This window comes from Streptomyces sp. NPDC046900 (assembly GCF_040644975.1).
In the GTDB taxonomy this organism is placed as follows: domain Bacteria; phylum Actinomycetota; class Actinomycetes; order Streptomycetales; family Streptomycetaceae; genus Streptomyces.
Genome location: NZ_JBEYXD010000027.1, coordinates 52,020 through 73,695, shown reverse-complemented (window position 1 = coordinate 73,695; position 21,676 = coordinate 52,020). Strand labels below are relative to the sequence as shown.

Here is a 21,676-nt window from a genome sequence, read left to right as displayed (position 1 = left end):
ACCGACAGCGAGAGGTGGAGGGGTGATCCCGGCTTCCAGGGTCACCCCTCCCTCGGGTACGGCACCACACTGACGTCCAGCGTGAAGGCACCATCGGCCGCACCTGCCACGTCTGGCGCCTTCGCCAGCCCGGTGATCTTGGCCTTACCGGCCCGGGTGCCCGCACAGCGCAGCGTGGCGTAGGCGGTGCCGTCCGCGTCCACCCGCCATCCGGATACAAGGACGAAAACGGGCGCGGAACTCCGCACACCTGTCCACCGCTTGTCGTCGGCCCGGGGCTGCAGGACGAGAGACACCGCCGTCCCCGGACGCACGCACAGCTGCCGTTCGGCCCTGTCACCGGGGCTGACGGCGACCTTCGCGTGCCCGGCGGCACAGCCTTGCACCGAGGTGGAGGGCGCGCCGGCCGGCACTGATGGGCTTGCCGCGGTCGGGCTCGCGCTCTCGCTCATGGACGAGCTTGCTGACGTGCGCGTCGGCGCGCCGGTCGACGGCTCCGTCGACCGGCTCCCGGACGACCCGGAGGCTGATCCGCCATCCGTCGACGAGCTGCACGCCGCCAGAACGACCATTCCAGCGACCATCCACCCCACGGCCCACCACCGCATCCCTGGACCTCCCAACGCGCTTGTACAGACACCAGCATGCCCCCTCTCGCCGTTGAGGTCGCGGGATCGTCGCGGGATCAGTGGGCAGGGGGACCGACGACAGCACCGACGCGCCACGCTGTGGCCGATTGGTGCTGCGCCCCGGCGCAGGCCGGGGCGCAGCAGGAACTAGATGAGATGAGGTGAGCGGCGGGTAGGCAGCGGCACCGATCCCAGCGACCCGCCATGCGCGTGCCTCCACGGGCACGGGTCCGGCATCCTCCACGCCTCCCCCGCTATGCACAGTCGTTCGTACAATGGCGCGCACCACCTGGACGCCAGGAACCACGCCCGCTCCAGGGTGTGCGGGTCGACGGCAGACGGGATGGGAGCTGGGGAGAGTGGTGGCTTAGGGAGACTGCACCGGTGAACCAGAGCTGCCGGACCGATCTGCGCTATTTGTCCACTCGGTAAAGCTTGATATCGCTGTCGACGAAGAGGTGGACGTACCCACACCGCCAGCAGATGAGGCCAGTAGCCTTCTCATCGGCCCAAGCCAACTTCATGAACTCCATGCCGGCGCTGTTCAGCAGGACACCCCGCTCCCGGAACACGTCCCCCTTGCAGATCTGGCACGTGATCCAGATCTCACCCAATGCTGCGCGTACCGGCTTCGCCATCGCGTGCCCCCGTCCTTACCCAATGGATGCACATGAGACTACGGGGCAACGGGAAGCTCTCACAGCTCGCGTGAGCGCTCACCAGGTTCTTCCGCGGGATCGACCACCTGGTGACCGAGAGTACGGCAGAGGGACACACGTGCCCTCTACGCGCCCGATTGGCAGCGGCCACCGGGGAACAACGGGATCTACGGCGAGTAACCCGAGGACGTCCAACGCAGCGCCGCACCATCTCAGCCCGGATCCGGTTACGCGATCTTCCAAACCAGTGCTTCAAGCCCCAGGCAGTGGCGCCTGACTGGGTCGTTGAAGCTCCGGGCCAAAGTCGCAACGCAGACCGCGTGATCCCCTGCAGGCGTGCGATCTTCGCGGGCGAGTAGACAGCCGGCAACAAGACGGGGGACGCGATGAGCACGTCGATGGCGGCCATGTTGATGCCGCTGGTCCTCTTGGCGGCTGCCGTCTGGCTCGCTTGCACATTGCTGGGCCTGCACGCCCTGATTCTTGGGCGTCTGCCGGGCCGATGGCTGCAACGTCATGTTCGACAACCCAGACTCTGGAGGGTGGGTGCTCTACTTGTGGCGTTGAGCGGACTTGATCATCCGTCGTTCATCGTCATCGGACTCGGTCTCATGGCGTTGGGGCACGTGGTGAAATCGGCCTCGTGATCGCCCATGTCTCCCGTGCCGGGCCGACTAAGGGCCGCGCGAGGCAAACCAACATTGACACACAACGACAAGCGGTCCCGGGGTCGTGCAGGTCAGGAAGGTGGGCTAGGTAGACCGCCGCACGTTGGAGACTTGGCCCATCACTTCCAGAAGAAGTGATGTCCCGGCACGGCCACCTCGTTGGAAAGCGTGTTGGAGGTGCAACCTGTCATGGGCGGATCGGAGGCAGCTTCCGGCGCTTCCGGCCGCCCCGACCGTTCCGAAACGTGTCCCGGCCACGCGCCAGCAGGATGTAGCCGACCATGCTGAGCGCTGCAAAACAGGTGGCGAGGATGACGCCGAGCGGCTGACGGTCTCCGGTCAAAGAGCCTGCCGCGCGTATCAACTGCCCCACTCCGATGGCCAGTCCGCCCCATCCGACGAGGGTGCTGGCGTGCCTGCGGTGTTGCCGCCAGACGAACCACATACCAAGAACTAGGCAGATGACACCACCAGTGCCGAAAGCCACGGCAATCAACATTCCCGCCTCCGGACGAAAGCGTACCGGTCCAGGATCGGTGAGGGGTCGATGAGGTGACGGCAATGACGACACAGACGCTTTCGCGTCCACGGGGAGCGACCAAACGACATCCACGAAGCCTCCCTCGGTCTCGCCACCTGTCTCATCACCTGCCGTCAGGCCCCACGCTTCTGTCAGGAGATGGCCGCGCGCTGCTCGTCAACTCCCCGGGGCCGGACCAGGCGTCCCTACGCGGCAGCCTCGACGTCCGGATGGACCTCGAGGGCCAGTTCGCCGGAGGACGCACGGGCGCGGCGTAGGAATTCGCCCAACTCCGCTTTGAGCACTGGGACTCACGGTCCACGCCACCCACACCGGATGGCCCCGATCCGCCGCCTTTCCCCGTAGGCCACCTACTTTCATCGGCCGACATCGCCGCAGCTCAGGACCTTGTTTTCCAGGGAAACGGCCACCGATGGAGTCTGGCGCCCCTTCCGCCCCAGCTGTCCACCCCCGTAACCGCCGTCCATGGCATGGCCACTCCCACCGCGTCCCCCACCCCCGCCAACTCCTTTCGGAGACACGCATGTCCGCGTACAGGTCTGTCCGCCTACTACTCGTCCCCCTCTCCTCCCTCGTGATTGCGCTGCCGGTCACTATCTCCACGGTCAACGCCGCCGACTCCGGCGCCGGCTCTCGCTCCGACCTTGCGACGGCCTCCCCCCACATCCCTGTCGGCCGTCACCCCGAACGCAACTGGATGGGCTCGACCGTCCTCAAGTACGGGCCCGGTATCGCCAACCCCAGGCCGGCCCCGCGCCCCGCCACCACGTCCGTCGCCGGGGTGGACGTCAGCAGCTACCAGCGGACGGTCAACCGGGGCTCACTCTGGAACAGAGGCGTCCGCGGCATCCGCCGGGGCCGTGTAGAACGCGTTGATGTCGGTGGCAGCCCGCACGGAGATCTCCATCAGCGGCCGGGTACCGATCCTGAGCCCGGTCGCGCGCTCCAGCCCCTGGGCGGCCGCCCGCAGGGAGCCGGTGGCCGCCTCGTGGACGACCGCGCTGCGATGGACGGGAGTACAGGTGGGCGGGCAGCGACAGCACCGTGTCGGCGACATGCAAGTTCGCCGCCTTCGGTGCCTGGTAGGCGATCCGGGACACCTCCACGCGGCCCACCGTGGTGGCAAGCCAGCGCCGGTGCCCGCGCTCGGCCGGGGTGCGCACCACCCCGTCCGCGCCGGTCACCTCCCGGCGGCGCTCCTCCGCCACGGCGCGCGCATCGAGCTGGTCCTGCATCACCTGCCGCAGCAACTCCCGCCCCCCGACCGTGACATAGTCCTTCAACTTCTCCTGGGTGCAGGCCATCAGGACCGGATCGGACAGGTGCGCGAGCATCTCCTCCATCCGGGTACGGCTGGCGGTGAAGGCATCGGCGTGGGCGCTGTCGGCGGGGTAGCGTGCCACCAGGTCTTCCTTCTGTGGTCAGGCGGTTCAACCCGGCCAACAGGTCGAAGACCTTTTCTTTCACGGGCCGTCACCCGCCCGCCGTGACCGTGCCACGCGCCAGGGTGAACAGGCCACCCGGGGTCTGTACCACCACGCCCGCCGCGACCGCCTTCTTCAACCGATGCCGGACGACTCTACCTGGCGGACCGTCACCTCCAGGCCGAGATCCTCGACCACTTGCCGGCAGCGCACCGGACCGGCATACCGGGCCAGCACCGCCACCAGCCGCTCGCGGGCCTCGGTATCCGGCGACTGCCCGCCCCGTCGCGGAGGCGGAACCGGGGCAGCAGACGCAACCGTCACTCCCTCGGTCCGTGGAAGTTCACCGACGACCTGGCACGCCGTGGAGATACGCGCCAACTCCTCCTCGCGCATCGTCAGCAAAGCCGTGATCCGTTCCACTTCGGATCGCGACCGCTCCGCTTCGCTCCGGCAGGCCGCCTCCCTCTCCCGCAGCAGCCGCAGCACCTCATCGCAGCTCACCCGACCCGCCTCCCACGCCAGCTGATCAACCAGCTACCGCAACGAGACAGCCAATGCGCCAGACACGGTGTCCCCGCTGAGCTCACTCAACGAGAAACGCACCCACACCTGAACCTCGAACCAAACAACCGGACAAAACGCCCTTTAAAGCGTGTTGCACAAGGCCGTGAACTGGCAGCTTGAGGGTGGCGTTGGCTCGGTTCCGGATCATGCGGCCAGGGCGAGGTTGCGCATGTGGGCGACGGCCTGGACGGCGTGGTGGAGGCCGTCGCCGTGCTATCGGCAGTCGCGGAGGATCTTGTAGTTCTCCATCCGGCCGATCACGTGTTCCACACGGGCGCGCACCTCGCGGTGGGAGGCGTTGCCGTCTTCCTCGTCGGCCAGCAGGGGGCGGCCGGGACGTTTGCGGTGCGGCACGATGGCTCCGTCGGTGACGCGTATGACGACGCCCTCATGGAGTCCACGATCGGCCTGTACAAGACCGAGGTCATCAAACCGATGCGGCCCTGGAAGACGCTCTCACACGTCGAACTCGCCACCGCCGAGTGGGCCGACTGGTACAACCACCGCCGCCTCCACGGTGAGATACGGCACATCCCACCCGCCGAATACGAAGCCAACTACTACCGAGCAAGCACGAAACCCAAGCTCACAGCCACCAACTGAGGTCTCCAAAGAACCCAGGGCGCTTCACTTTCGGTCCGGGTGGCTTCGTGTGGTTCTCCGAGGGCGGGAAGATGGAGCACGGGGCGACGGCTGACCAAGATGTCACCTTCATCTTCACCCTCAACAATCCCTTCGGCATCGAATTCTGTGCCGACCCACCCTCTAGGCTGGACGCCCCCCACCGCCACCACCGAGGGCCACCCCGCCGTTTCGTGTGATCACCAGGAAGGTGCCCCACCGTGCCTGACGCCACCAGCCTTCCGCCCGCCGACCGCGAGGTCGCCCGCGTGGGCGGAGTGTTCTACGGCGACACCGGCGACACGGGCGACGGCTCCGGCATGCCGGTGGTGCTACTGCACGGCTTCCTGTTCGACCAGAGCATGTGGCGTGCTCAGGTCGCGGCGTTGAGCGCGCGCGGTCATCGGGTCATCACCGTCGACCTCCCCGGCTTCGGCGCCAGCGCCGTACCAGAGGAGCCGGCGACGATGTCGACCTACAGCACCGCGGTCGCGGCGATCATCGACCAGCTGGCGCTGCCGCCGGTCGCCCTGGTCGGCTACTCCATGGGAGGCCAGGTCACGCTGGACACGTACGCCGCCCGCCCCGATCTGGTCGCACGCGTGGTCCTGGTCGACACCGTGGCGCACACCGACCTGCCCGAGGTCGCCCAGGGGCGCCGGGATCTGGCGGCCCGGCTCGAGCGTGAGGGCGTCCGCCAGTACGCCGAGGAGTTCCTGCCGCAGCTGCTGCGCCTCGACGGCGCTTCCGCGGCGACGGTCATCCACGCGCGCACCATGATGCAGGCCGCCGACCCGGTCGGGGCCGCCCGAGCGTTGCGTGCCCGCGCCGACCGCCCGGACTACGGACCGGTCCTCGACGCCTGCCCCTTCCCGGTGCTCATCGTGGTCGGCGAACACGACCCCTTCGACCAGGGACGCTTCGGTGCCGGGATGGCCGAACGGGCGCCCTACGGCACGCTCGAGGTGGTCGCCGGTGTCGGCCACACGCCGCCCCTCGAAGCGCCCGACGTCTTCACCGGCCTGCTCGCGCGCTTCCTCGGCAACTGAGGCGGCGCCACCAGCGACACCAGGCCGCTCAGTCGGCGACCGTCGCCTGGCCACGAACGCGCCACTCCCGCTCCAGCACGAGGCTCACCGCCGCCCCGACCAGCAGCCCCCAGAACGCTGCACCGATGTGCCACACGGTGATGTCAGAGACCGTGACAAGGAACGTCCCCAGCGCCCCGGTGGCGTAGGAGCCGACGAACGCCGCCTGGAACGCTCCTTGGAGCGGCTTGAGCATCGCCAGGCCACCCAGCGCCGCGACGTATGCCGCGGGCATGGTCGTGATGACCCGGACCATGCCAGGGGCGAGGAGACCGAACCCGATCGCGAGCACCCCGCACCAGATCGCCGCCGTGTAGTGGCGACGTGGCTCGCCCGAGGCGGTGACGAGAGCATTGGTCGGCCCTGCCAGACACGTCGAGGCGCCGCCGAACGGCGCGCTGAGGAGTGATGTCACGCCGCAGACGGTGGTGACCTGGTTCATCCGCGGCTCGTGTCCGACACCGCGCAGCACCGCCATCCCCTGTCCGTTCTGCACCAGAAGGACGGTGACCAGCAGCGGAATGGTGAGCTCGACGAAGGCCGAGCCGGTGAACCTCGGAGTCGTCCAGACCGGGTGCACCAGCCAGCGGCCGGAGAGACCGGCGCCCGTGTGATCGCCGAGCAAGACGGCGACGGCACCGGCCGCCAGCGCCACCAGGACAGCGGGCAGCCACCGAGCCAGACGCGGCACCGCGCTGACCACGATGAAGGCGATCACCATCGGCCCGGCCACAGCGAGGTCGGTGTCGACGGCCCGGACCAGATCAGTGCCGAAGCTCAGGAAGACCCCCGCCACCATTGCCATCACGATCGGCATCGGCAACAGCCGCATCACGCGGTCGACCTGACCGCTCAGCCCCAGCAGCACGAGCAGCACCGCCGCCATGCAGAAGCCGCCGACGACCTCGGGCCACGTCGTACCGGCGGACATGGCCTGCCCGACCACCACGGTGCCCGGAATGGTCCAGAAGTACACCAACGGCTGCCGGCTCCACAGCGACGCGACGATGGTGAGGACGCCGTTGAGACAGAACACAGCGCTCACCCAGGAGGCGACGACGGCGGCCGAGAGGCCGGCCGACTGGCCGACCGCCAGGATCACGGCCACCGGGCCGGTACAGGAGAAGAGGAACCCGACGAAGCCGTTGGCGAGCTCGAGGCGTCCGAAGGCACGCGGATGAGCCGCGACCGCGGCGGGCTGGAGGCGGGTGGTCACCGACGAGGCTCCTGGTGGTCGGCGGCGCGGGCCGCGAGCTCGGTCCGGCTGCGCAGGCCGTACTTCGCGTAGATACGGGTCAGGTGGAATTGCACGGTCTTCGGCGAGATGAACAGCCGCGCCGCAACCTCGCGATTGGACAGCCCCGAGGCGACCATCTGGGCGACGGTCTCCTCCTGCGGAGTCAGCTCCCCGGGCGTCCGCGGGCCCTGTGGCGCGCGGACTCCGCCAGCTCGCAGCTCACGATCCGCGGCCTCGACGCGCGTCCGTGCACCGAGTGCATCCCAAAGGTCGCGGGCGGTGGCGAGCATGACCTCGGCATCGCGGCGCTGGCCGGCTCGCCGCAGAGTCTGCCCGTAGACGAAGGTGACGCGGGCCTGCTCGTAGCGCAGCGGCAATCCGTCGAGCTGGGCCAGGGCGGCGTCGAAGGATCCCCTGGCCCGGTCGAGCTCCCCTCGCGCCCCGTGCCACCGGCCGCGCGCAGCGGCAAGACGGGCTTGTGCGGAGTGGTGACTCTCCTCAGCCGCGCGCCGCTCATGCGGGGCGAGCAGCTGGTCCGCCTCGTCGAGACGCCCATCGGCGATGAGCGCTCCCGCCAGCGTGTCAGCCCACGGCCAGATGCCCGGCTCGGCGAGCGAGCTGCCGGGCCCGGCCTGGGCGAACGGCGCCAGGATGCGGCGTACGCCGGCGTAGTCGCTGCGTGCCTCAGCCAGGTGGGCGCGGGCCAGCAGCGTCGGCACCCGCATGATCTCGTACCCCTGAGCCTCGGCCTCGGCGGCACGGGCAGCCTCGGAAGCGGACTCCCACTCGCCCCGCAGCACATGGATCTCGGCAGCGGTCCACTCCAGCAGGGGCGTGACCAGCACGATCCCCGACCCCGCGGCCAGTAGGCGTCCGCGGGCGACCGAGGCCATGGCCAGGTCCCACTCGCCGGTCAGGAACTGCACTCGGGCGAGCCAGCCCAGAGCCCACAGCGAGATCCGTGTCGAGCCACCGAGAACCCACGGATCGGTGACGCCCTCGAGACGGCTGCGAGCCTCGTCCGGATCATCGATCAGGACGCCGAGCCAGCCGTGGCCCATCTGCACCCGCTGCGCCTGGGCGCCGTGACGTACCATGCTCGCCACGGCGCTGTATGCCGCCTGCGCCTCGGCGAACCGGCCGGACACGGCGAAGCCGAGCCCTCGGATGGCGGCCGCCTCGATGCCCGCGCCCGAGTCGGGCCCGGCCAGCTCGATGGCGCGATCGGCCCAGTCGATCAGGTCGGCGCCTCGGCATTGAGCCAGCGAGTGCAGCACATGTCGTTGCGCGATCAGCGCCGCGGTGGCCGGGTCCCGTGTCGCGTTGACGATCTCCCACGCCCGCCGGAGTCGCACCTCGGCCTCGTTGGCTCGACCCCGCACGATCGCGAGATACGCCAGCGCCGCATTACGCAGCGGGGTCTCACGCATGCCCTCCACCGTCGAGACGAGTGCGCCCGCACCGGCACAGTCGCCTGCGGCAACGAGCGCGTCGACCGATCGGATCAGCCGTTCGTCCCTGGGCGCCGGGTCCGAGGTGAGTCTGCTGGCATCCCGGAACAGGTCCGCGGCCTGCGCCCAGGCGCCGTCCTCGCCACGCTGGATCGCCAGCACGGTGATCCGCTCGGCCAGATCGTCGTCGGGGACCGGCGTCGCGGCGGCCAGATGGCGCATCTGGGCGACCGGGTCGGTCACGATCTGCGCGGCACGTCGATGCGCCTCGGCCGCGTCACGCGCCCCCATGGTCTCCAGCACCGCCGTCGCGATCAAAGGTGTGCGCCACCGAGGCTCGTGGATCGGCCGGGGATCGATCAGGCCACTGCTGCGCAGGTCGTCGAGCGCGGCGAGCGGATCCTCGAGGGCACCCAGCGCCGCGGCGTGTCCGAGCTCCGCGCCCGGGCCCAGGACGGCGAGCGCCTCGGCGAGCGCGCGTCCCGCAGGCCCCGCATCAGCCAGGGCGCGCGTCACCTCGACACGGACGTGCCCAGGCGCCGGCAGCTCCCGGTCGGGGCGGATCCACCGCGCCGGCGGCAGCTCGTCGAGCAGCGCGAGCGCGTCCCGTGGGTTCCCGTCGGTATGACGCGTGAGCGCGGCCGCCATGCTCGGGGGGAGCACACGCCCACGCAGCGCGGCGAGCTCGACGATGGCCGACGCCTCCAGCCCTTCGATGCGGAGCGCGTCGTCGGCCAGGTCGCTCAGCCGTGGTGCACCGTGCGTGGCCGAGAGCACGATCAGCACCGGTATCTCGGGGTGGCGGTGCCGTACCGAGCGGAGGGCATCGAGTGAGAGTTCGTCGGCCACCTCGGCATCGTCGACAACGATCAGCGTGGGCTGCTCCACCAGCCCGGCTGCCAGGCGGTCGGCAGCGTGGCTGGGGTGGAGCGGAGGCTCCCGGCGCAGGAGCTGCCGCAGGACGGCACCCGCCTCGTGCCGTTCCCAGGCCACGGCCTGGGCATGGCGGGTCGGAGCGCCGGTCGTGCTGACGAACGCCCGGAGCAGCGCTGTCTTGCCGATCCCCCGGTCACCGAGGACGAGCACCGCTGCCGCTCCCGATGTGCGGGTGGCGACCAGTCGCTGCTCGAGCTCGGCGAGCTCGTGCTCGCGTCCGACACATCCGGCTCGTTCGATGATCACTGTCACCCTCTGGACGCAATGCCGTTGTTTTATGCCGTGTCCTTGGGATCAGACGATGAAGTCGCGGCTCATCCGAGGTCACCGCCCGCGACCGGCAGCACGGTCCCGGTGATGTAGGCGGCCTCGTCCGAGGCGAGGAAGCAGATCGCCGCGGCCTGCTCGTCCAGTGTCCCGTAGCGGTGCAGAAGCGACGACTCCAGGGTCTGGTCGATGTGGGCCTGGAACCACGCCTGCTCCACTGCGTTCGTGGGCTGAGGGGTGCCCCGGGGGATCCGTCGCGGCGGGGCGTCAGTGCCGCCGGGCGCCGTCGCCACGACGCGCACCCCCGCGTCGGCGTACTCCATGGCGAGCGAGGCGGTGATCGCGTTGATGCCGCCCTTCGCCGCGGAGTACGGGATCCGGTGGATGCCTCGGGTGGCCGCCGAGGAGACGTTGACGATCACGCCGTGGCCCGCTGCGACCATGGCGGGGAGCGCCGCGCGACAGGCGTAGAGCGTGGTCATCAGGGAGCGGGTGACCTCGGCATCGATCTCGGGGGCGCTGAACTCGACGAACGGCTTGAAGTTGATCGCGCCGCCGACGTTGTTGATCAGCACGTCGATCCGCCCGTACGCCGCCAGCGTCTCGCGCACCAGAGCGGCCGCACCGTCGTACTGCTCGAGGTCAGCGCAGACCGCGCGAGCGGGGACCCCCGTGGCGGCGAGGTCGGCGGTGACCTCGCGGACCAGCTCCGAGCGATCGACCAGCACCACCTGTCCGCCCTCGGCGCCGATCCGCCGGGCGACCGCCTCGCCGATTCCCTGGGCGGCGCCGGTCACGATGACAACCCTGCCTGTGAAGCGGCCGGGGGCGATGAACCGCGGCGTGGTGCTCGCGGCGCGGTCGGACATCGCGCGGCGCATGGTCTGCTTGGACCGCTCGGCGTGCGCGGCGATCAGCGTCCGGGCCTGCCCGCGGTCGCCGGCCTCGAAGGCCGCGACGATGTCCAGGTGGTCCTGGGCACAACGGGGGTGGCACCAGGTCGCGTCGCGCAGCACCTCCTCCATCCGGGCCTTCACCCCCAGGGCCTGGTAGGCCTGCAGCAGATGGGCGTTGCCGGTCAGGGCGAGCAGGTAGTCGTGGAAAGCGGCGTTCGTCTCGGTGTACCGGTGCGGGTCGGTGAACCGCGCACGCGCTGCGTCGACGTACGGCACCGTCGACTCGGCCAGGAGCCGGTAGCCGGCCAGCTGCTGTGAGGTGAGCCGGCCGATGGTGAGTTCGAGCGCGCCGAGCTCCAGCGCCTCGCGCGCCTCGAAGAGGGCGTCGGAAGCCTGGATGTCGGGGTGCTCCTCCCCGATCTGGTAGCCGTCCTCGGCGATGGTGGTCGGGGCCTGCTCCTCGATCGCGGCGAAGACCTGCTGACCGGCCACCGTCCGCGCGTCCGCGTCCGGCAGGAGCGCGCCGTCGACGTCGAGTGCCGTCCGCGCCTGGTCCGCCGAGGCCCTGGCCGACGGCGGTGCGACCAGCTGGCCGGCGATCCGCCGGACCGTGTCGTCAGGGCCGTCGGCAGGCACCGCCCCTGAGGCGCCGGTGGCCGCAAGGGGCGCCAGCGCCGTCGCCGGAAGGATCTCCTGGCCGGCGTGGCCGCGGGCGTCGGGCGAGAGCAGCAGCTGCTCGCAGGGCGCGACGCCCACCGGCTCCGCGGCGCGCGGCGGGCTCGTCGCGGCGGTCGTGGCCGTCGCGGCCAGCGCGAACTTCTCGTAGTAGAAGCCGGACGGCTCGATGCCGGCCTCGGCCACGTGAGTACGCACCGACTCCACCATCGGGGGCGGGCCGCACAGATAGACGGCCGCGGCACCGTCGTGCAGATGATCAGGGCTGAGCAGCGCGGTCACATAGCCCTGGTTGCGGGCGGTGGTGGCCGGATCGGAGACGCAGTGGTCCCAGGTGAAGTGCGGCAGCGCGGCGGCCAGTTCGCGGAGCTCGTCGAGCTTGACCACGTCGGTGTCGGTGGACACGCCGTAGATGAGGTGGAGCGGGCGGGGCGAGTCCTCGAGGCGGAGCTTGCGCAGCATGGAGAGGATCGGCGCCAGGCCGGTGCCACCTGCAAGGAGCACCGCGGGACGGTCCGCCTCCCGCAGGAAGAACGAGCCGTGCGGACCGGTCAGGCTGAGCTGGTCGCCGACGGCGGCACGCTGGTCGAGCCACTCGGACATGACACCGCCCGGGGTGAGCTTGACCAGGAAGGTCAGCCGCTCCTCGCTCGGCGCGTTGCTGAAGGAGTAGGACCGTGTGACGTCCGTGCCGGGCACGGCCACGTTGACGTACTGCCCGGGAAGAAAGGCGAGATCGGCCCGGTTCGGGAGGTCCACCGAGAGCTCGACCGTGGTGGCGCTGAGCCGGTCGATGCCCACGACGGTGCCGGTGTAGGTGGCGGCGCTGGTCTTGGCCACCTCGCTGGTGCTGTTGATCTGCAGCACGAGGTCGGTGCTCGGTCGCAGCTGGCACGGCAGCACATAGCGCTGTGCGGCCTCGTCGGCCGACAGAGCGTCGTCGATGTAGGTGCCGTGCTCGTACTCACCTGATTCGCAGAACGCCTTGCACGTTCCACAGGCACCGTCGCGGCAGTCGAGCGGGATGTTGATGCGCTGGCGGTACGACGCGTCCGCGACCGTCTGGTCCGCGCGACAGCTGATGAACCGGGTGACCCCGTCCTCGAAAGCGAGCGCGACCTGATGGGTCGCCGCCTCGCGGGATGCCTCGGGCCTGGTGGACGTCATGGGGACCTCAGAAGTGATACACGTCGACGACGTGGTGGATGTAGTCGTTCTTCAAGATCACGGTCTTGCGACGGATCAGCGGCTGCTCGCCGGAGAAGTCGATGGTGTAGAACGACGTGCCGTAGTACGGGTCGACGGTGTTGTAGCGGAAGTACATCGTGTGCCAGTTGAAGCGCACGTCGACCACATCGCCGCGGCGCTCGATCACCTCGACGTTGCTGATGTTGTGCGAGGTCCGCGGCTCGGGGAGCGACGTCGCCGACGAGCGCTCGGTGCGGATGCGGAAGACCCGGTCCTCCAGACCGCCCTTGTTGGCGTAGTAGATCAGCGACATCTCGGTCTGCGGATCCTCGGTGAGCCGGTCGTCGTCGGCCCAGCAGGGCATCCAGTAGACGACGTCGTCGGCGTAGCAGGCCAGCCACTTCTCGAACTCGCGGTCGTCGAGGTAGCGGGCCTCGCGGTAGAGGAACTGCTCGATGGCGTTCTGCGTGATCAGCCTGGCCTCGGCGGGTGCGGACCCGGTCGTTGCGGTGGTCATCTCAGTTCTCCTCCTCGGCGGCGACGGCGGCGCGCATCGTCTCGAGCCAGTAGCTGTGCTGAACCGGGTAGAGGCCCTCGTCCTCGTTGCGCTTGCCGGCCGAGACGACGCCCGGCATGTCGAGCGCGGTCGCGACCTCGTCGGGGCCCGAGACCCAGTGCTCGGCGCCGCGGCTCATGTCGTTCCACGGGGCTGCGGTGGCGCGGAAGGTCAGCTGGCAGGAGCGGAACTCCTCGAGATCGTCCGGGGTCGCCATGCCGGAGGCGTTGAAGAAGTCCTCGTACTGCCGGATCCGCCAGGTCCGCGACTCGGCGCTCTCCCCCTTCGGGGCGATGCAGTAGATGGTGACCTCGGTCTTGTCCGGCGCGATCGGCCGGAAGTGGCGGATCTGGGTGGAGAACTGGTCCATCAGATACACGTTGGGATAGACGCAGAGGTTGCGGGAGCCCTTCACCATGAACTCGCCCTTGGCTTCGCCGTAGGTCTGCTTCAGCTCCTCCATCCGGTCCCACAGAGGCCGGTCCTGGGGGTTGGCCGCCCAGGTCCACAAGCACAGGTGGCCGTTCGGGTAGGACCAGTAGCCGCCTCCGGACTTGCCCCAGCTGCCGGCGTCCAGGGTCTTGGTGGCGTTCGTCGACTCGCCCGTGTTGCGGCGCGAGGTGGTGGCCGCGTAGTTCCAGTGCGTGGCGGTGACGTGGTAGCCGTCGGCACCGTTCTCGGCCTGGACCTTCCAGTTGCCGTCGTAGGTGTAGGTGGAGGAGCCCCGGAGCACCTCCAGGCCGTCCGGCGACTGGTCGACCAGCATGTCGATGACCTTCGTCGCGTCGCCCAGGTGCTCGGAGAGCTCCGCGACGTCGGGGTTGAGGCTGCCGAACAGGAAGCCCCGGTAGGAGTCGAAGCGGGCGACCTTGGTGAGGTTGTGCGAGCCATCGGTGTCGAAGCTGTCCGGGTAGCCCGCGCCGTCCGGGTCCTTGACCTTGAGCAGGGTGCCGTCGTTGCGGAACGTCCAGCCGTGGAAGGGACAGGTCAGCGTGGTGCGGTTGTCGGTCTTCCTGCGGCACAGCATGGCGCCGCGGTGCGCACAGGCGTTGATCAGCAGGTGCAGCCGGCCGTCCTTGTCACGGGTGATCACGACGGGCTGCCGGCCCATGTACGTCGTGAAGTAGTCGCCCGGCTCGGGGACCTGGCTCTCGTGCGCGAGGTAGATCCAGTTGCCCTCGAAGATGTGCTTCATCTCCAGCTCGAAAAGCTCGTCATCGGTGAAGATCCGCCGGTTGGCGCGGATGACACCCGCCTCCCGGTCATCGACGACAGCCTGGTCCAACAACTCGCTGACGCGGCGGTACGGGCCGATGCGACGCTCCAGCATCTCGGTCATGGTGACCTCCAGGAAAATAGGTGGCATCGACTGGGTTGAATCGACCGTCGCATCACCAGGGCGAGCGTCGTACCCGGTAAATGCCTAGTCCTGACCTAGCACTCGATTAATAAGCAACCACTCTTAATCGCGTCGAAACATGTCTTTGCCCCCTATGGATTGCCCGACCTAGTGTGACGGGCATGACTTGGCGTCACTGGGACTCCAGCCGATCTGCCGACCTGAGGACGGGCGTCATGGACCTGCGGCACCTGCGCTACTTCACCGCCGTGGCCGAGACCTGCCACTTCGGGCGTGCCGCAGAGCGCCTCCACGTCGCCCAGCCCGCGCTCTCGCAGGCGATCCGTCAGCTGGAGGCCGAGCTCGGCGTCACGCTGTTCAACCGCACCACGCGACAGGTCTCGCTCACCCCTGCCGGTGAGTTCCTCCAGACCGAGGCGGCCCGCATCCTGGGCGCCCTGGACGACAGCCTGCGCGGCGTACGGCGGATCGCGGCCGGACGGCACGGCCTGCTGCGCCTGGGCCTGACCGGCACGTCGTCGTTCTCGCATCTGCCCCGGATCGCCCGGCTGCTCAAGCGCGAGCTGCCCGGTGTGGCGCTGGAGATCCACGCCGACCTGCTCACCTCCGAGCAGTGCGACGCGCTGCGCGCCGGCACGATCGACCTCGGCCTGCTCCGGCCGCCCGCGGCGGGTGAGGGCATCGAGCTGAGCCTGCTCGACGAAGAGCCGCTGGTCCTGGCCGTGCCCGTCGATCACCGTCTCGTGGCCGAGCCCATCATCGCGATGGCCGACCTGCGCGCCGAGCCGTTCATCCTCTACGACGCTCGCCAGTCGGTGGTCAACGACGCGGTCACGCGCGCCTGCCGTACCGCCGGGTTCGTGCCCCACCGCGAGCACGCGGCACCCGGCACCTCCGTCCTGTTGGCGCTGGTGGCCGCCGGCCTCGGGGTCTCACTCGCCCCGGCCGGCGTCCGCTCCCTCCCCCTGGACGGCGTCGTCTTCCGCGATGTCGCCGACGCGGGCTCGGTGGGCCTCGCGCTGGGGCGCCGCGCCGACGAGGACAACCCGCTCGTCAACGCCGTCGTCGCACTGCTGACCGCCACGTCCGGCGCGGCCTCCGTCCCTACCGAGGAGCCTGCATGAAGATCGTCCGGGTCGAGGCGATCCCGTTCTCCATCCCCTACCTCAAGCCGCTGAAGTTCGCCTCCGGCGAGGTGCACGCGGCCGAACACGTGCTCGTCCGGGTCCACACCGACGACGGGATCGTCGGCGTCGCCGAGGCGCCGCCCCGGCCCTTCACCTACGGCGAGACCCAGCAGGGCATCGTGGCGGTCATCGAGAACGTCTTCGCCCCGCAGATCGTCGGCCTGACGCTCCTCCAGCGCGAGGTCGCCCACCAGCGGATGCGCCGCACGATCGGCAACCCCACCGCGAAGTCGGCGATCGACATGGCCATCTGGGACGCGCTCGGTCAGACCCTGGGCCAGTCGGTCAGCGACCTGCTCGGCGGCTACACCGACCGGATGCGGGTCAGCCACATGCTCGGCTTCGAGGAGCCGCAGAAGATGGTGGCCGAGGCCGAGCGGATGCGCTCCACGTACGGCATCACCACCTTCAAGGTGAAGGTGGGACGGCACCCGGTATCGCTCGACACCGCGGTGGTGCGCGCGCTGCGGGAGCGCTTCGGTGCCGAGGCGGAGCTGTACGTCGACGGCAACCGCGGCTGGTCACCGGCGGAGTCGGCCGCAGCGATGCGCGAGATGGCCGACCTCGACCTGCTCTTCGCCGAGGAGCTCTGCCCCGCCGACGACGTCCTGGGCCGCCGCTGGCTGGTCGCTCGGACCCCGGTGCCCACGATCGCCGACGAGTCCGCGACCACGCCCGCCGAGGTCACCCGGGAGATCCTCGGGGGATCGGCGACGGCCGTCTCGATCAAGACGGCGCGCACCGGGTTCACCGTCTCTCAGCGCGTGCACCACCTGGCCGAGGGGCTCGGCATCGAGGCCGTCATCGGCAACCAGATCGACGGCCAGCTCGGCACCGCGTGCGCAGTCACGTTCGCGGCGGCCTACCGACTGACTTCGCGCCGCGCCGGGGAGCTGTCCAACTTCCTCGACATGAGCGATGACCTGCTCGCCGAGCCGCTCCAGATCCGTGACGGCCACCTGAGCGTGCCGTCCGGCCCCGGCCTCGGCGTCACGATCGACCCCGACAAGCTCGCTCGCTACCGCACCGACGGTCGGGCCTGATCCACCACCGGCCCCCCTGGGGCCGAGAAGAACAAGCGACAGGAGAAGCACCATGACCTCTGAGGTTGCTAGCGCCGCCGCCTCCGGCGCCAACGCCACCGCGCGCTTCCAGAACGACAAGTCTCCCTACGAGGCGGTCAAGGACGTGCCGAAGGAGCGCGTCGACAAGCTCGCGCGCCGCGTGCTCGAGGCCGTCCACGCCACCATCCGCGAGGAGAACGTCACCTACGCCGAGTACAACGCTCTCAAGGCGTGGCTGATCCAGGTCGGGCTCGACGGCGAGTGGCCGCTCTTCCTGGACGTCTGGGTCGAGCACGTGGTCGAGGAGGTCGCCACCTCCGACCGCCAGGGCAACAAGGGCACCATCGAGGGCCCGTACTACGTCCCGAACTCGCCGGTGATCTCCGACGAGAAGGGTGTCGGCGCCGTCCCGATGCGCGAGGGCGAGGGGGGCACGCCGCTCACCTGGACCGGCACCGTCACCGCGGTCGACGGCACCGCCCTGTCCGACGCGAAGGTCGAGATCTGGCACGCCGACGACGACGGCTTCTACAGCCAGTTCGCCCCCAACCTGCCGGAGTGGAACCTGCGTGGCACGAACCACGTCGGCCCCGACGGCTCCTTCGAGATCCACACCGTCCAGCCCGCGCCGTACCAGATTCCGACCGATGGTGCCTGCGGTGCGCTCGTCGAGGCGGCCGGGTGGCACGCCTGGCGCCCGGCCCACATCCACGTCAAGGTCTCCGCTCCGGGCTACCAGCTGCTCACCGCGCAGCTCTACTTCCCCGGCGACGCCCACAACGACGACGACATCGCCTCGGCGGTGAAGCCGGAACTGCTGCTCGACCCGCAGCAGCAGGCCGACGGCTCGGCGACCGTGGCGTACTCCTTCGTCCTCGACCCGGAGGCCTGAGTGCTCTTCCACGTGCGGATGGACGTGCGGATCCCGCACGACCTCAACCCCGAAGTCCGGGCTGCGACTGTCGCCCGGGAGAAGGCGTACTCGCAGGAACTGCAGCGGGCCGGCAAGTGGCCCCACATATGGCGGATCGTCGGCGAGTACTCGAACTACTCGATCTTCGAGGTCGAGTCGGGCGACGAGCTCCACCAGATCCTGTCCGACCTGCCGCTGTTCCCCTACATGGACATCGCGGTGACGCCGCTGGCGACACACCCGTCCGACATCAACGGATAGCCGTCTGCCACCACGGGGCTGCTCGACCGGAACGACTCGGTCGAGCAGCCCCGCTCCCTTCCCCCACCTCTCCCTGAGCCTCGGACGAAAAACACTCTGCATGAGCACCGCCACTCGCTCCACGACACCTCGGATCGCCATCGTCGGCGCCGGCATCGGCGGGCTGACCCTCGCCTTGGAGCTACGCCGCAAGGGGTGGAGGTACACCTCTACGAACAGGCCGAGGAGCTGCGCGAAGTCGGCGCCGCCGTCGCGCTCTCGGCCAATTCGGTGCGCCATCTGCAAGCGCGGCTCAACCTCACCGAGCCGCTCGCCGCGGCGGCGGCCGACGTGGACGGCCTGGTCTTCCGCTCCGGACGCACCGGCGACGTGGTCGGCCGGGTGCTCTCGCGTGCCGACTACCACCAGCGCTGTGGAGCGCCGTACTACGGCATCCACCGAGCCGACCTTCAGGCGATCCTGCTCGGCGCGCTCGCCGGCCCGGACGCAGGGAGCGGGGTGGAGGGTCTGCACCTCAAGAAGCGGCTTGTCGACATCGACGACTCCGGCGCGCGGGCCCGTCTCCACTTCGCCGACGGCTCCTCGGCCGAAGCCGATCTCGTGATTGGAGCCGACGGCGCCCGCTCGACCGTGCGCCGCCTCCTGCTCGGCTACGACGACGCGCTGTACTCCGGCTCGTCGGCCTGGCGTGGCATCGTGCCGGCCGACAAGCTCGATCTGCTGCCCGACCCGGAGGCGATCCAGTTCTGGATGGGGCCCGGTGGCCACCTGTTGCACTACCCGATCGGCAACGGTGACCAGAACTTCTTCCTCGTCCAGCGCACACCGGAGCCCTGGTCCGCCTCCAGCTGGGTGTCACCGGTCGAGCGCGAGGGCGAACACCTCACGATGTTCGCCGAGTGGCACCCGGCGATCGTGCAGATGATCAGTGCCGTCCCGGTCACCGAGCGCTGGGCGCTCTTTCACCGCCGCCCTTGGAATGGTGGTCGAAGGGCCGGGTGACCCTGCTCGGCGATGCCGCGCATGCGATGGTCCCCCACCACGGTCAGGGTGCGAACCAGTCGATCGAGGACGCCATCGTCCTCGCCGACTGTCTCCTGGCCGACAGCGACTGGGAGGGCCCGCGCACGCTATGAACAGCTACGGCATGCCCGGACCCGCCGCGTGCAGACGGCATCGATCACCACAGGCGACGTCCTGCATCTGCCCGACGGTGAGGCACAGCGCCGGCGCGACGCGCGGCTGGCCGCCCCGAACGCGTTCGACCGGCACCTCGCCTGGATCCATGCTTTCCACGCCGCTGGAGAGGCATGAGGGGCTCCCCGCACTCGCCCCGGCCCGGCAGTCAAGCCGCTGCTCCGCCGGGGCGCGGAATCCAGCACCCGCTGGACAGATCTCGGGCATGAAACCCCTGGAGTACGTTCTGGAAGGCCGCCGAGGACCTGCACCCCACCCTGCCTGCCCGCCAGACGCACGTCGCAGACATGGCCCGCACCATCCTGGAAGGCCACGCCAGCCGCGTCGTGGCTGACCTGAACGCCCACGCCCGGGCCCACGGCCTCCATGAGGAGAGCCAGACCGCTCAACTGCACAGCCTGCAACGCGCCATCGCCTGTCTGAAGGCCAAGCAGCCCTATCTCGGCTATGACCTCGGCCTGGCTCTGGGCTGGCCGATCGCCACCGGGGTGATCGAGGAATGCTGCCGCTATTTGATTGATCAAGGACCGGCTCGATGTGACCGGGGCGAGATGGGGTCTGACCGGCGCCGAAGCCGTCCTCCTGCGCGCCGTGATCGACAACGGCGACTTCGACGCGTACTGGGAATATCACGGTCGACTCGAGCACGAACGGCAGCACACCGCCCGCTACCAGCAGGACTTCGCCATTGCGGCCTGACCACTACCCGGCAGCTCACTCAACGAGAAACGCACCCTGTCCAGTGCGCGGACGGCCGCCCTCGTTCACAGTCGTACGCGCACGCGGTCTGACCTGCCACGCAAACCCTCATGAACGCCCCCGTACGGTCATGCGGACAGTTGGAAGGCGTGCGGGGGCAACTCCTCACGAGTTGGAGGCTCATACCCTCCGCCAGCGCCTCGCCGGGCACGATGTCGAATGGCCTCACAGTTCGCGGTGGGGGCCCTTCTATGCGTCTCAGCCTGCGTCGTCCTGACGGGTCAGCCCTGGGGAGTGAGCGAGGAGTGGATCAAGGAAGCCCTACGGATCGCCACTCACGGGAACCAACTCGTACCAACGCCCTGACCTGCACAGGAGTCAAGAGCTCCTGGCCAGCGATCTTTCCGCACATTATTCGGGACGAAGAGGTCGTGGGTTCAAATCCCGCCACCCCGACAGAGAAACTCCAGGGCAGGGGCATCTTGGGGAAACCTGGGAGAGGATCTTGGATTACTGTCCCCAGACGGCGCCTACCGACGTGCTCTGAGGTGACGTCTCAGGAGCTTGGATTCACAGCGTCTTCGAATGTGAGCTGCCCGGGTACGCCATGATGGGCCCATGGACTTCGAGCCGTACCGGGGTGAGTTGGTGGCGTACTGCTACCGGATGCTGGGCTCGTTCCACGAGGCCGAGGACCTGGTACAGGAGACGATGCTGCGTGCCTGGAAGGCCCGCGACCGGTACGACCGTACGCGTGCGTCCGTACGGACCTGGCTGTACAGGATCGCGACCAACGCATGCCTGACCGCGTTGGAAGGGCGGACGCGGCGGCCGTTGCCGTCCGGGCTGGGCGCGCCGAGTGAGGATTCTGGGGCGCCGCTCACTCCGGCCTTCGACATCCCCTGGCTGCAGCCGTTTCCCGACGTGCGGTTCGATGCGGAGGTACGGGCCGACATGCGGCTCGCGCTGGTAGCAGCGATGCAGGTCCTACCGCCGCGGCAGCGAGCCGCGCTGGTGCTCCGCGAGGTACTGGAGTTCACCGCCGCCGAGGTCGCCGAGCAACTGGGGACCACGGCCGCGGCCGTCAACAGCGCGCTGCAGCGGGCCCGTGCCGCCCTTGCGGAGGTGGGCGGCGTGGAAGAGATCACGGAACCGGACGATCCCGAGGCACGCGCGGTGATTCAGCGCTATGTGCGGGCGTTCGAGGCGGCCGACGTCCCCGCGCTCGTGCAGCTGCTCACAGATGAGGCGGTCCTGGAGATGCCGCCGGTCCCGCGGTGGTATCGGGGTAGCCATGCCTACGGCCTGTTCATGGAGCGGGTGTTCGCGATGCGTGGGACGGGCTGGGGCATGAGGCACCTGACCGCCAACGGGCAGCCCGCGCTCGCGGCGTACGCGCCGGAACCCGGTGGCGGGCATCGGCTGCACACACTGCAGGTCTTCACGGTCACCGGCGGCAGGGTCGCGCGCAACGTCGTCTTCGCCGATCCGGACGTGTTGGAGGCGTTCGACCTGCCCCGGCAGATTTCTTCCGACGAGTTTCGTCGGGCGCGATGAGTGTCGCCGGTGCCGCCGGTAGGTACCGGTGAGCA

At 69.4% G+C, this 21,676-nt stretch carries 19 protein-coding genes and 4 pseudogenes; 12 read left to right on the top strand and 11 right to left on the bottom strand.

Features of this window, described 5'->3' with window-relative positions:
* Positions 1-41 precede the first annotated feature (41 nt).
* Positions 42-452 (bottom strand): acetyl-CoA synthetase, encoded by a 411-nt coding sequence (locus ABZ904_RS25150; protein ID WP_359399612.1) that lies wholly within the window; start codon positions 450-452, stop codon positions 42-44.
* 590 nt (positions 453-1,042) lie between these two features.
* Positions 1,043-1,267, bottom strand: coding sequence for a hypothetical protein (locus tag ABZ904_RS25145; protein WP_361825579.1), 225 nt, complete (start codon positions 1,265-1,267; stop codon positions 1,043-1,045).
* Between the two features lie 407 nt (positions 1,268-1,674).
* Here ABZ904_RS25145 and ABZ904_RS25140 point away from each other — a divergent pair, with 407 nt between their 5' ends.
* On the top strand, positions 1,675-1,935 hold the full coding sequence (locus tag ABZ904_RS25140) for a hypothetical protein (RefSeq protein ID WP_359399608.1): 261 nt from the start codon (positions 1,675-1,677) through the stop codon (positions 1,933-1,935).
* Positions 1,936-2,685: 750 nt separating this feature from the next.
* Here ABZ904_RS25140 and ABZ904_RS25135 read toward each other — a convergent pair.
* From ABZ904_RS25135 to ABZ904_RS25120, 4 genes and pseudogenes are all read right to left on the bottom strand, one after another.
* Positions 2,686-2,781, bottom strand: a pseudogene (locus ABZ904_RS25135) (MarR family transcriptional regulator); the annotation flags it as partial.
* A gap of 525 nt (positions 2,782-3,306) precedes the next feature.
* Positions 3,307-3,900, bottom strand: a complete 594-nt coding sequence (locus ABZ904_RS25130; RefSeq protein ID WP_360998803.1) for a hypothetical protein — start codon at positions 3,898-3,900, stop codon at positions 3,307-3,309.
* A gap of 156 nt (positions 3,901-4,056) precedes the next feature.
* Positions 4,057-4,410 (bottom strand): hypothetical protein, encoded by a 354-nt coding sequence (locus ABZ904_RS25125; RefSeq protein WP_360998801.1) that lies wholly within the window; start codon positions 4,408-4,410, stop codon positions 4,057-4,059.
* Between the two features lie 222 nt (positions 4,411-4,632).
* Positions 4,633-4,851: pseudogene (locus ABZ904_RS25120) on the bottom strand (IS5/IS1182 family transposase); the annotation flags it as partial.
* On the opposite strand from ABZ904_RS25120, the pseudogene ABZ904_RS25115 reads away from it, so the two are divergent.
* Together ABZ904_RS25115 and ABZ904_RS25110 are read left to right on the top strand one after the other, a co-directional pair.
* A pseudogene (locus tag ABZ904_RS25115) lies at positions 4,846-5,091 on the top strand (integrase core domain-containing protein); the annotation flags it as partial. The pseudogenes ABZ904_RS25120 and ABZ904_RS25115 overlap by 6 nt on opposite strands.
* A gap of 239 nt (positions 5,092-5,330) precedes the next feature.
* Positions 5,331-6,158 (top strand): alpha/beta fold hydrolase, encoded by an 828-nt coding sequence (locus ABZ904_RS25110; RefSeq protein WP_360998799.1) that lies wholly within the window; start codon positions 5,331-5,333, stop codon positions 6,156-6,158.
* A gap of 28 nt (positions 6,159-6,186) precedes the next feature.
* On the opposite strand, the gene ABZ904_RS25105 is transcribed toward ABZ904_RS25110, so the two are convergent.
* From ABZ904_RS25105 to benA, 5 genes are all read right to left on the bottom strand, one after another.
* On the bottom strand, positions 6,187-7,413 hold the full coding sequence (locus ABZ904_RS25105; protein ID WP_359399600.1) for a benzoate/H(+) symporter BenE family transporter: 1,227 nt from the start codon (positions 7,411-7,413) through the stop codon (positions 6,187-6,189).
* Entirely contained in the window at positions 7,410-10,073 is a 2,664-nt protein-coding gene (locus tag ABZ904_RS25100; protein WP_360998795.1) for a LuxR C-terminal-related transcriptional regulator, read from the bottom strand. The genes ABZ904_RS25105 and ABZ904_RS25100 overlap by 4 nt, the downstream gene beginning before the upstream one ends.
* 62 nt (positions 10,074-10,135) lie before the next feature.
* Positions 10,136-12,826, bottom strand: a complete 2,691-nt coding sequence (benC, locus tag ABZ904_RS25095; protein WP_361825575.1) for a benzoate 1,2-dioxygenase electron transfer component BenC — start codon at positions 12,824-12,826, stop codon at positions 10,136-10,138.
* Between the two features lie 7 nt (positions 12,827-12,833).
* On the bottom strand, positions 12,834-13,364 hold the full coding sequence (benB, locus tag ABZ904_RS25090) for a benzoate 1,2-dioxygenase small subunit (RefSeq protein ID WP_359399594.1): 531 nt from the start codon (positions 13,362-13,364) through the stop codon (positions 12,834-12,836).
* 1 nt (position 13,365) lies between these two features.
* Positions 13,366-14,742 carry a benzoate 1,2-dioxygenase large subunit gene (benA, locus tag ABZ904_RS25085; RefSeq protein ID WP_360998792.1) on the bottom strand — a complete coding sequence of 459 codons (1,377 nt, stop codon included), beginning with the start codon at positions 14,740-14,742 and terminating at the stop codon, positions 13,366-13,368.
* 182 nt (positions 14,743-14,924) lie between these two features.
* On the opposite strand from benA, the gene ABZ904_RS25080 reads away from it, so the two are divergent.
* The 9 genes and pseudogenes from ABZ904_RS25080 (at position 14,925) to ABZ904_RS25040 (ending at position 21,641) form a co-directional block, all read left to right on the top strand.
* Positions 14,925-15,887, top strand: coding sequence for a LysR substrate-binding domain-containing protein (locus ABZ904_RS25080; protein WP_359399590.1), 963 nt, complete (start codon positions 14,925-14,927; stop codon positions 15,885-15,887).
* The gene (locus ABZ904_RS25075) at positions 15,884-16,993 is read left to right on the top strand and encodes an enolase C-terminal domain-like protein (RefSeq protein WP_359399588.1); all 1,110 of its coding nucleotides are present in this window, start codon (positions 15,884-15,886) and stop codon (positions 16,991-16,993) included. The genes ABZ904_RS25080 and ABZ904_RS25075 overlap by 4 nt, the downstream gene beginning before the upstream one ends.
* A gap of 52 nt (positions 16,994-17,045) precedes the next feature.
* Positions 17,046-17,906, top strand: a complete 861-nt coding sequence (gene catA / locus ABZ904_RS25070) for a catechol 1,2-dioxygenase (RefSeq protein ID WP_359399586.1) — start codon at positions 17,046-17,048, stop codon at positions 17,904-17,906.
* A complete protein-coding gene (gene catC / locus ABZ904_RS25065; RefSeq protein WP_359399584.1) occupies positions 17,907-18,188 on the top strand; it encodes a muconolactone Delta-isomerase in 282 nt (93 codons plus the stop codon).
* Positions 18,189-18,383: 195 nt separating this feature from the next.
* On the top strand, positions 18,384-19,190 hold the full coding sequence (locus tag ABZ904_RS25060; protein WP_361825572.1) for a hypothetical protein: 807 nt from the start codon (positions 18,384-18,386) through the stop codon (positions 19,188-19,190).
* A complete protein-coding gene (locus tag ABZ904_RS25055; RefSeq protein WP_361825570.1) occupies positions 19,187-19,324 on the top strand; it encodes an FAD-dependent monooxygenase in 138 nt (45 codons plus the stop codon). Before ABZ904_RS25060 ends, ABZ904_RS25055 begins: the two co-directional genes overlap by 4 nt.
* Before the next feature lie 28 nt (positions 19,325-19,352).
* Positions 19,353-19,502, top strand: a complete 150-nt coding sequence (locus ABZ904_RS25050; RefSeq protein ID WP_361825568.1) for a hypothetical protein — start codon at positions 19,353-19,355, stop codon at positions 19,500-19,502.
* Between the two features lie 302 nt (positions 19,503-19,804).
* Positions 19,805-20,018, top strand: a pseudogene (locus ABZ904_RS25045) (ISKra4 family transposase); the annotation flags it as partial.
* A gap of 684 nt (positions 20,019-20,702) precedes the next feature.
* A complete protein-coding gene (locus ABZ904_RS25040) occupies positions 20,703-21,641 on the top strand; it encodes an RNA polymerase subunit sigma-70 (protein WP_361825566.1) in 939 nt (312 codons plus the stop codon).
* Positions 21,642-21,676: the final 35 nt, after the last annotated feature.

Excerpts from the sequence above, each read along its gene's own strand:
- ABZ904_RS25150 (WP_359399612.1), bottom strand. The coding sequence starts at position 452 with ATGAGCGAGAGCGCGAGCCCGACCGCGGCAAGCCCATCAGTGCCGGCC.
- ABZ904_RS25145 (WP_361825579.1), bottom strand. The coding sequence starts at position 1,267 with ATGGCGAAGCCGGTACGCGCAGCATTGGGTGAGATCTGGATCACGTGC.
- ABZ904_RS25140 (WP_359399608.1), top strand. The coding sequence starts at position 1,675 with ATGAGCACGTCGATGGCGGCCATGTTGATGCCGCTGGTCCTCTTGGCG.
- benC (WP_361825575.1), bottom strand. The coding sequence starts at position 12,826 with ATGACGTCCACCAGGCCCGAGGCATCCCGCGAGGCGGCGACCCATCAG.
- benB (WP_359399594.1), bottom strand. The coding sequence starts at position 13,364 with ATGACCACCGCAACGACCGGGTCCGCACCCGCCGAGGCCAGGCTGATC.
- benA (WP_360998792.1), bottom strand. The coding sequence starts at position 14,742 with ATGACCGAGATGCTGGAGCGTCGCATCGGCCCGTACCGCCGCGTCAGC.
- ABZ904_RS25080 (WP_359399590.1), top strand. The coding sequence starts at position 14,925 with ATGACTTGGCGTCACTGGGACTCCAGCCGATCTGCCGACCTGAGGACG.
- ABZ904_RS25075 (WP_359399588.1), top strand. The coding sequence starts at position 15,884 with ATGAAGATCGTCCGGGTCGAGGCGATCCCGTTCTCCATCCCCTACCTC.
- catA (WP_359399586.1), top strand. The coding sequence starts at position 17,046 with ATGACCTCTGAGGTTGCTAGCGCCGCCGCCTCCGGCGCCAACGCCACC.
- ABZ904_RS25040 (WP_361825566.1), top strand. The coding sequence starts at position 20,703 with ATGGACTTCGAGCCGTACCGGGGTGAGTTGGTGGCGTACTGCTACCGG.